This window comes from Petrachloros mirabilis, from assembly GCF_975968855.1.
In genome coordinates this window covers 1-9,325 of record NZ_CDLUDY010000139.1, presented here as the reverse complement: position 1 = coordinate 9,325, position 9,325 = coordinate 1, and the positions used below count along the sequence as shown (strand labels likewise).

Sequence of the window (9,325 nt, the reverse complement as noted above, 5' to 3'; positions counted from 1 at the left end):
TCGACCGGATCAAGAAGATCATCGGCACCATGGGAACGGACATTACTAGAATCTTTCATTCCATCAAGGAATTAATCGGGGAAGGCCCGCCACTTCAGACTCATGATTGGGAGGCGGAAAAAGATGTCGAACGCTTCCTCAACGTTGCATCTGACTTCCTCCTCGCGCTCAGCAGCGATGTTCTCCCTGTTGCAATGTTTTGGGATGATCTCCAATGGATAGACGGAGGGTCCCTCAAGCTCCTCGAGCGCACCATGCCGAAACTCAAGAGTTCGCATTTGCTATTCCTCGGCGCATATCGCGACACTCATGTAGGCCCTGAACATCCGCTGACGGCATTTCTCAGCGTGTGGAGAAACACAGTTAAAGAGCAGAAGTTGCACGGTCTTCTGGATCAGGATGTCGAGACCCTTCTGCGCGAAGTCGTGACTCTCCCCACACATCACACCAAAGAAGTCGCCAGAATCGTTACTGAGAATACAGCCGGCAACCCTTTCTTCATTTTGGAAACAGTAAAAGCGCTCGTACAGAGTGATGCGCTGGCCGTACATGGAGAACGATTGACGGTGGAAGTCCTCAAGACTTCCGGCTTGACTGCCGCTTCAGGAGTTGACCAAGTCATTCTCAAACGGTTGCGAAACCTCTCGCCATCAGCCCGCGACATTCTGCGTTGTGCCGCCGTAATTGGTCGACATTTTACATTCGACGTCCTTGTACAGCTAAGACAGGATGGCAAACTCGTTCTTGAAAGCATTGAGGAAGGGATTCAGAAACATATTATTACGCAGCGAGACGGCACAGGTCTCGACCGCGGCTACAGCTTCGTTCATGACAAGATTCTTGAAACTCTCTATAACGAGATAGAGGCTGTAGATAGACGGTATTTACATCAACAAATTGGCGAGGCATTGGAAACGCTTCTCCAGCATGATGGGAAAGAGGCGGGGCATCCTCTGGACATCTACTCGGATGCTTCCATATTCGAACTCGCTCTCCATTTCAGGCTTGGAGAAGATACCCGGAAAGCCATGAAGTACTGCCTCAAGGCAGCAAGGCTCGCGCAACGTACCTATGCCAATGCGGAAGCTGTGCAGTCATATGAGGCCGTTCTTAAATTGCTGGAAGCCGGTCACCCGCTTCCGGAGGAGGATACAGAAGGGAAGAGTCAGGAAGAATGCACGCTTACGATTCGGGAATCGCTGGGAGATGCCTATGCCATGCTCGGCAGGTACGGCAACGCAGAAGCCAAATACCTGGAGATCAGGCCATCTTTTCAGCATCCTGAAAAAGCGCTCGCCCTCTGTCGCCTGGAAACGAAACTAGGGACAGTCTCCTTCAAGCAGGGGGATAGGGAGAAAACGCTTGCGCATTTCGGAACTGCACTCCAGGCATTGGGAATTACCCAGCCGACCACGACCTTCGGAGTCGTACTGAACCTTCTCACAGAAACATGCAAACAAGTATTCAAGAGGTTCATTAAACCGCGCCCTTGCACCCCCACAGACATCGAGGCATTTCGCCTGTTTGAGTTGTTGATCAACTATTATTATTTCATCGACATGAAACGCTGTTTTCAAGTGCACATGAAGCATCTGAATCTCGCGGAGCAGACTGCCAGCGAGGCCTATTGCCGAGTCGCCTATGGCTTACACCAGAATCTTTGCAACGCGGCCGCGTTGCACGGGCGCGCTCTCAAATACGCCGAAAAATCCATGGCGCTCATGCGATCGCTGGAGGAACGAAACGCCCCGGATGCATATGGATTGGCAATACTGGACAGTTCCGTTTCAGCCCTTGGCCGAGCGTACTTCTACACGGCTCAGTATGACAAAGCCGTGCATTATTTGGACGCGGCCGGCGAGGAAACCTTAAAGCGCGGAAACTTCTGGGATACAGAAGTCGCCTATGGGATGCTCTGCATGGCCTATTTCGGGCAAGGCCAGTTCGACAGCATGCTCAAATGCGCGAAAGCCCTTCATCGCATCGCAGAAGGCGTGAAGGACGTCCGTGGACTGGGCTGGGCGTATGTCCTTCAAGCTCTGGTGTACTCCCACCAAGGACGCCTAAGTGAAGCGCTTGATTATGCACGGAGAGCTGCAAAGCATACCAGAAAGGTTGGGGACCAGTTGATCCGGATCATGAGCCTTCGAGTTCTCGGACAGGTTTACTTAAAAAGTGGAAAGATCAACCACGCCATCCGAGCACTGGAGTTGAGCCGCGCAGTGATTCTGAAATACCAGATACTTCATGACTTCATTACCGGCACCTTTGTGATTCTTGGTGAAGCCTACTCAGAGGCATCCGCCATCACGCCAGCCCGCAGGTCGCACTTCTTGAAACGAGCCGGGCGGGCGCTCTGGATAGGAAGACTCCTGGCCCGCCTGTTCCCGAATTGGCGGTCGCATGCGTTACGCGCATCGGGATCGTACGAACTCAAGAGGGGCCGGGAAGCGAACGCACTTCGTTTTCTTCACCAGAGCATTGCAGAGGCTGAAAGGCTCGGAAGCCGCTATGACGAGGCAATGGCCAAGATGTTGCTCGGAAGAGCCCTTGCAAGAAAGCACGATTCACAAGCCAGCGTGTATCTGGAGCGGGCACAAACCCTGATGACTGAGATGGGCAGCCTGTCGGAGCTAGGCGAACAGGGAGTGGCACCGCTGGCAGCTACCGAAGGCCCAAGAGCGCAGGAATTACCACGTTATGACCAAGACACGTTGAAGATCACACGAGAATTCGAGTCGTTGCTGAAGGTCTGCCAAGAGATCAGCATTCTTCAAGATGTGGGGAATCTCCTCGAACATATTCTTGAAGCGGCCACCGAAGTGGTCTGCGCTGAACGAGGCTATCTCCTTCTCAACGAAAACGGGCACCTCAAAGTGAAAATCGTCAAGGGTCTCGATGTGGAGGAATATCATACAGAAGCCTTCAGATTCAGCCGAGGGCTGATTGATCAAGTTGCGAGTTCCAGAAAACCGATCCTCACCACGGATGCCCAGATAGACCCGAGGCTTACCGAACACAAGAGTATTCACCGATATGGGTTACGCTCGATTCTCTGTGTCCCCTTACTCAGACGGAATAATCTACTAGGGATCCTCTACCTGGACAACCGGCTGTTGGCGAATCTTTTTAACGAGCGCCACCTTGAATTGATTTCGGCATTTGCTGGGCAAGCAGCGATTGCAATCGAAAATGCCTCTTCGTATCACGAACTCGAACTAGAAAAGCTCAAGCTCGAGTCCCTGACGCGGAGCTTAGACCAAACGATTCTGGAAAAAACAACTGATCTTCGGCAGACCAACGAACAACTGCAAGAGGCAAATGCCAGGTTACAAGAACTGGACCAGGCCAAAACGATGTTCATCTCAGTTGTCTCGCACGAACTGCGCACTCCATTAACATCTATCAGGTGCTATCTCGATAACCTATTGGCCGGTATTGTAGGCCCCTTATCCGAAAAACAAACGTATTACATCCAGAGAAGTGCTCACAACCTTGACCGGCTTACGGTGATGGTCAATGATCTCCTCGATTTATCAAGGATTGAGTCGGGACACGTCCACTTACACTTGGCTCCCCTTCAAGTTCCAGACATAGTGATGGATGTAGTTGAAAACTTGCGGCCAACCGCTGAAGCCAAGCGAATCAGATTAGAGGCAAACCATGACGGACCACCCGTTATGGTGAACGCCGACCGTGATAAATTTCACCAGGTGTTGAACAACTTAATCGGCAACGCCTTAAAGTTTACGCCGCCGGAGGGAACCATCGAGGTACGCTCACAACAAGACGGCAACTGCGTCACATTCTGCGTATCCGACACAGGTTGCGGTATCGCCCCTGAGGAAATCAGCAGAATTTTTGAACGATTCTACCGATGCGCAGGTACGTCCGCAGAACAGCGCGGGGCAGGACTTGGCCTGGCTATTTGCGAGAGCCTCATCAAGCATCAGGGCGGAAGAATCTGGGTAGAGAGCGTTCGCGGAGAAGGGAGTCGATTCTATTTCACCCTACCTGTAGCCGATACTACTTCCAATTAGCTAGCCAAGCCCTTCTCCGCGCGGCTTCTTTCCCCCTTATTCTTCCGGCCTCACGTAAGGTCAAGAAGGCAAAGAGAACTGCGCCGCCCCCTAATACACCGAGAAGGGCGCCTGCCGATAGACCGGAAAGTGACAGGTCGAATACTACAACGACGATCAGGCTCACCACACTGAGACTTCCAAGAACCGCATATCTCTTCAGATCGCGTGTTTGGGCAGTTACCGTCGTAGGCTGCCCAGACCTCAAGTTCTGTTCCATTGAGTCCAATGCGTTCATGCCGTGCTGAACTTGCAACTGGAGATTAAAAATCCCACGTACCAACTCTCGTGGTGACAACACACGTGCAACTTCGTCCAAGATGAGGCTTGAGAAAAATCTGTTGGCATGCTTCCTCAAAGGGAAGGCAGGATTGAGCTGATAAATCATGGAGATCACAGAAATGAGCGATCGGAATGACGCAACAATTGACGGAGATATGGCCATGTGATGACGACGGACCGCGTTCAGGACATTGATCTGGTACGACGCGAAACTATTCTGCCCTTCCTGCCCCTTTTCATAGGTCACGCTGCAGTAATACTCTTCGGCAATACCAACGATCTCACCACGCGCGGATTCGATGTCGGTTCTAGAGGAAGGAGTGATCCATCGCATCAACTCTTGGGTAGAGCGCTCGATGTCCCCGCGGAACAGGTACATTGCATAGCTCGTCAATGAATCACGCAAACGAGGTGATAGCGTACCCACAATCCCGAAGTCGACATATCCGATCACGTCGTTCGGGAGGACAAATATATTTGCGGGATGAAGATCGGCATGGAAGTAGGCGTTATCGAATACCTGCCGTAGCGTGTTCTCAAAGAGGTGTAGGCAAATGTTATCGAGCGTCTCCTCGTCTAGCCTTGACGAAGAAGAATCACAGCGGCTGAGAAGTTCAAGGAAAGAAACACCCTCCAAGAGCGCCGTCGTCAGTACTCGTTCTGTCGTGTAGCGAACGAATACTTTTGCATGCCGTTCGACCGTGTTCCCTTGTGCTTTGTCCGCCATCATTCGTGCATGGCGTGCTTCATTTCTGAAATTCAACTCTTCATAAACCGAGCGCTCGAACTGATGGACAAACGATCTGGCAGACATCGATCCAAGCGCGCCAAATATATCCAGAATTGCTGCGGCGAAGAACAGGAACGTGATATCGACTGCCATGGCCTGCCGAACATCAGGACGCTGCACTTTAACCGCTACTCTCTCACCAGTTAGCAGTGTTGCGCGATGCACTTGACCGATAGAAGCGGCGGCGAACGGTTCTCGCTCAAAACACGCAAATAGCTGTTCAGGGTCACCATGAAGCTCAGTTCGAATGACTGCCCGAACCTCCGAGTAATCGAAGGGCTTCATTTGATTTAACAGTTCAAACAACTCATAGCAGAGCATGGGGTCCAGCAGATCAAATCTCAAAGCAAGCGCTTGACCTATTTTCGCCCATGCCCCACCCAGTTCCTGAAGAGCAATTCTGATCAACCGCGGCGCATCAGCTCTTTTAAATGGGATGACAAAGAGGCCGATGTACGCCACAGTCGTGATAATTTGAAATGCGCGACGAATCTTATAAGACATCGTAGCAATATGAAGATAAGCGGCAATTCATTTTGCAACGCATTCTCCATAGGAGCCGGGAAAATGTAAAGTCTTCTACTCGTCGGCGGCCTCTTTTCACAGAGTTATGAGCAGTACCGAGAACCGCCTTGGCGCGGACATTGTCATCAACATATCGACGCTTTCCTGCATTGACTGCCGAGAACAACATGTTGAAGCCACGGATGAGGAGACATGCTGCACCTCCTCATTCATAGCCCCCCCTACCAACTACTGGTTATGGGGCCAAATCTCACAACTCCAGAACGACCGTTATCTCGATTGTGAAAGAAAAAGGCATGTAAGCCCGCTGAATCACATCGGATTCAAAGAGGATCGAATCAGTTTCTTTTAAAATAAGGAATTAAGAAAACATCGGCTATGCGGCCACCAGGTCATATTTGTGAAATGGCAAGCCAGTATTGCCATTTCAGACATTTTCCCCTCCGAGAATCATAAGAAATCCGCCTCTGGCACGATGGTTGTATAAACCTACGTGCAAGCGCCTGAAAAGGTTCAGCAGTGGAAGAGGATGAAGTGATTCACCGGAGCACACAGGGAGGGAGAGCAGGCTTATGAAGATGCAGATCGAGACGACCACACACTCCAACGGACACAAGCAGGCACCTCGCCCAACAGCCCATGCTTCAACCGGCGTCGTGCTCTTCAACAGCAGCGGGCAGTTGCTGTTCATGAACCAGGAGGCCCAGCTGTATCTTCGCCAGCTTCAACCGCTCACGGCGAGAGAAAACGGCACCTGCCTGATCCCGGAAGATGTGCACACCGTCGTGAGGGACCTCATCTCCCGGCTCATGCATTGCGAACATCCGAAGGATTGCGAGGCCATCCAGGTCGAGCGGCTTTCCTTCGCCGCAGACCACAAACTCCTGTTGCGCGGATTTTGCATTCCCGATGAACCGCTCGCACGCAACAGCCGGATACTTATCGTCATCGAAAAACTCAACCAGAAACTGGAATGTCCGGACGCCTCCATTCAAGAGCGCTATCACCTGACCGAGCGCGAACAGATGGTCATCATCTACCTCATGCTCGGGTTTACGAACAAAGAAATCGCAAACCGTCTGAACTTGAGCGAATACACCGTCAAGGAACACCTGAAGCGGATCATGCACAAAACCAAGACCACGACACGCACGGGTTTGCTGGCCCGGATGATATTCCCCACGCCGCAAGGAACCGCCGCGGGATTCCTTTCAGAGCAGTCGGGGATGGATCAGTCTCCCAGCGCACGTATGTTCAAAGCCATGACAGCAACAGTCTGATTGTCTCAATACACGAAGGATGCAACACATGGATATCGCCATCGGCTTAGTCGTCAGCAACACCATCCTCGCAATTTTCATCTACCTGGTTGTGGCCCGCATCTGGCAGGACTAATGCACCACGCGACACAACAACCGTCTTGCACAAAGAGTGCGGCACACCAGGATGAAGCGTTGACTACGCTCAGATCCAAATCGAAAAGGTGGTTTCTCTCATTGCGAACCGCGCATCACGCTTTTCAGAGTCGGCGCGGAGCCGGCCTGCAGGAAGCGGAAAAGGATGCCTCCCGCTTCCCCGGCAGAATCTGGTCCTGACCCTTTCCAGAACTGGCGGGTCGCCCCCGCGTCACACCAGGCCGCGCTGTCATCACCACTGGCAGCGCGGCCTTCTTCTTATGGGGACAGCTTCTTCGGGGACAGTCCCCCTTCCTCCATGGGGACTGTCCCCCTTCGAGCTGGTGTCGCCATTCTGCCCGGTGACTGTCCCTGTCGAAAATCCCATCTTATTTATCTCATAGTGTCACCTCTTTCCGTTCTCCACTGAGTGACAACAAGACCGCCACTGCGCTAGACTGCTTCATCCTCAGCGCGAACCGGCGCGAGGCAGCACAAGGGCAGCACTGAAATGAATCAGTTGCGTCTGGTCTTTCGCGTCCATGCGATCAAGCGTATGTTTCAACGCACGATCAGCATGGAGGAGGTCAGACAGGTTATCGCCACCGGTGAGACTATTGAGGCATACCCAGACGACAAGCCTTTTCCTAGTCGGTTGATACTAGGCTGGAACGGTCCCCGTCCCCTACATGTGGTGGTCGCAAAGAACGCCGCGGCTGAGGAGGACATCGTCATTACCGTCTACCAGCCGAATGCAGCGGAATGGGATGCCGGTTTCAGAAGGAGGACACGCCCATGATCTGTGTCATCTGTAAAAAGGGAGAGACACAACCGGGGACCGCGACGGTCACGCTCGAACGCGACGGCGCAACGGTCGTCATTAAAGGGGTGCCCGCTCGTGTGTGTCAGAACTGCGGCGAAGAATACGTCGATGACGCCATCGCCTCTCGCCTGTTAAAAACCGCTGACGAAGCTGTCCGGTCGGGCGTACAAGTTGATGTAAGAAACTATGCCGCAGCATAACAGGAGTATCGGAGCGGGAAGTTAACTCTGCTTATATCCGGTCAAGTTTGCGCAGCCGCAGCCACTACCATCGCCGCCTCTCCACAAAACAGCGCCTTTTTCTGCAAAACAGTCGACCTCTTCTGCCGTGACCTTTCAGCAGAGCAGTGATAACAAGTCGGCTCCATCACCACTGGCAGCGCGGTCTTCTTCTATGGGGACAGTCCCCGTCGGAACCGCAATTGCAATTCGCTAGATGGCCTTGATGTGATGGTTCGCAGTAGGTGGCTCTGGCTAAGCCAGTTCGATGTAGTGAACGAGCACCTGCGCAACGTGCTTGAAATGCGCGTCGGTCGTTACGATGGCCAGACCATACTGCATGGCGCTCGCCGCAATCCAGAGATCGTTTGTGGGAATGGGCCGCCCCACTTTCCAGAGGGCGTTCACAATGACCGCATAGCGTTCAGAGGTTTCTTCATCAATCGGCACGATTTGGACACGCGGAGAGGCAAGGAATTGCTTCAGGATCTTTCTGTTCTTTTCGGAATGGCGACCGTTACAAAATCCAGCCTCTAATTCACCCAACACAATCGGAGTAACGGAAATCGAGTCAGCTGACTGAATCGCGTCTTTGACTTCGCCGCTCCCACGCATGAACGCGGAATAGGCAGAGGTATCCAGCAAGATGCGCATTATTTCCACACATCAGGATCGATTGATCGCTGCTTTGCCAGCACTTCGTCGAACGCGTCGGCTGCATCCTCAGACCACGAGCCGCAGAGGTCGTCGAGATCATGGTACAACGCAACCTCTTTTTTCGCACCCTTGGTCAGATGTTCTTCGAGCAAGCCGATTACGGCCTTGTTTACGCTCACACGTTTTCGCCGGGCCCGCTGACGGATTGTCTTCCCAAGTTCCGGAGGAAGGTTCCTAAGGGTAATGGCTTTCATGGCCCCTCCTTCTGCATCATCAAATGCATCATCATGATGCACCATCTGTAGCACGGACCACACAGATACGCAACATCATGCCATCCAGGGGACAATCCCCTTCCGGCCCAAGGGGACTGTCGCACTTCCTCCGCGCGACTGTCCTCGTCCCCTCCTGAATCAAATCCGATCCTCCCAGAATCCAAATAGACCAAACTAACTGAACCGTTTCGGAGATACCTACAGGCCGGTTGATTCGGTGGAAATCGCTAAGCAATAGTAATCACACGTATAAATAGCTATTCGGCATTCACATCTCCCGGC

General features: G+C 52.5%; 7 protein-coding genes. 4 read left to right on the top strand and 3 right to left on the bottom strand.

What is annotated here, in order from left to right:
- The first annotated feature begins 29 nt into the window (after nucleotides 1-29).
- On the top strand, nucleotides 30-4,040 hold the full coding sequence (locus ACWVCN_RS05605; protein WP_455244550.1) for an ATP-binding protein: 4,011 nt from the start codon (nucleotides 30-32) through the stop codon (nucleotides 4,038-4,040).
- On the opposite strand, the gene ACWVCN_RS05600 is transcribed toward ACWVCN_RS05605, so the two are convergent.
- The gene (locus ACWVCN_RS05600) at nucleotides 4,027-5,655 is read right to left on the bottom strand and encodes an ABC1 kinase family protein (protein ID WP_455244549.1); all 1,629 of its coding nucleotides are present in this window, start codon (nucleotides 5,653-5,655) and stop codon (nucleotides 4,027-4,029) included. The two genes, ACWVCN_RS05605 and ACWVCN_RS05600, sit on opposite strands and share 14 nt — an antisense overlap.
- Before the next feature lie 593 nt (nucleotides 5,656-6,248).
- On the opposite strand from ACWVCN_RS05600, the gene ACWVCN_RS05595 reads away from it, so the two are divergent.
- The 3 genes from ACWVCN_RS05595 to ACWVCN_RS05585 all read left to right on the top strand — a co-directional run bounded on the left by ACWVCN_RS05595 (nucleotide 6,249) and on the right by ACWVCN_RS05585 (nucleotide 8,093).
- Nucleotides 6,249-6,956, top strand: coding sequence for a helix-turn-helix transcriptional regulator (locus ACWVCN_RS05595; RefSeq protein ID WP_455244548.1), 708 nt, complete (start codon nucleotides 6,249-6,251; stop codon nucleotides 6,954-6,956).
- A 625-nt stretch (nucleotides 6,957-7,581) separates the two neighbouring features.
- Nucleotides 7,582-7,869 carry a DUF4258 domain-containing protein gene (locus ACWVCN_RS05590; protein ID WP_455244547.1) on the top strand — a complete coding sequence of 96 codons (288 nt, stop codon included), beginning with the start codon at nucleotides 7,582-7,584 and terminating at the stop codon, nucleotides 7,867-7,869.
- On the top strand, nucleotides 7,866-8,093 hold the full coding sequence (locus tag ACWVCN_RS05585) for a type II toxin-antitoxin system MqsA family antitoxin (RefSeq protein ID WP_455244546.1): 228 nt from the start codon (nucleotides 7,866-7,868) through the stop codon (nucleotides 8,091-8,093). The genes ACWVCN_RS05590 and ACWVCN_RS05585 overlap by 4 nt, the downstream gene beginning before the upstream one ends.
- A 273-nt stretch (nucleotides 8,094-8,366) precedes the next feature.
- Here the strand turns inward: ACWVCN_RS05585 and ACWVCN_RS05580 are convergent, their stop codons facing one another.
- Both ACWVCN_RS05580 and ACWVCN_RS05575 read right to left on the bottom strand, forming a co-directional pair.
- Entirely contained in the window at nucleotides 8,367-8,765 is a 399-nt protein-coding gene (locus ACWVCN_RS05580; protein ID WP_455244545.1) for a PIN domain-containing protein, read from the bottom strand.
- Complete coding sequence (locus ACWVCN_RS05575) at nucleotides 8,765-9,022, bottom strand: hypothetical protein (RefSeq protein WP_455244544.1); 258 nt, start codon at nucleotides 9,020-9,022, stop codon at nucleotides 8,765-8,767. The genes ACWVCN_RS05580 and ACWVCN_RS05575 overlap by 1 nt, the downstream gene beginning before the upstream one ends.
- Nucleotides 9,023-9,325 lie beyond the last annotated feature (303 nt).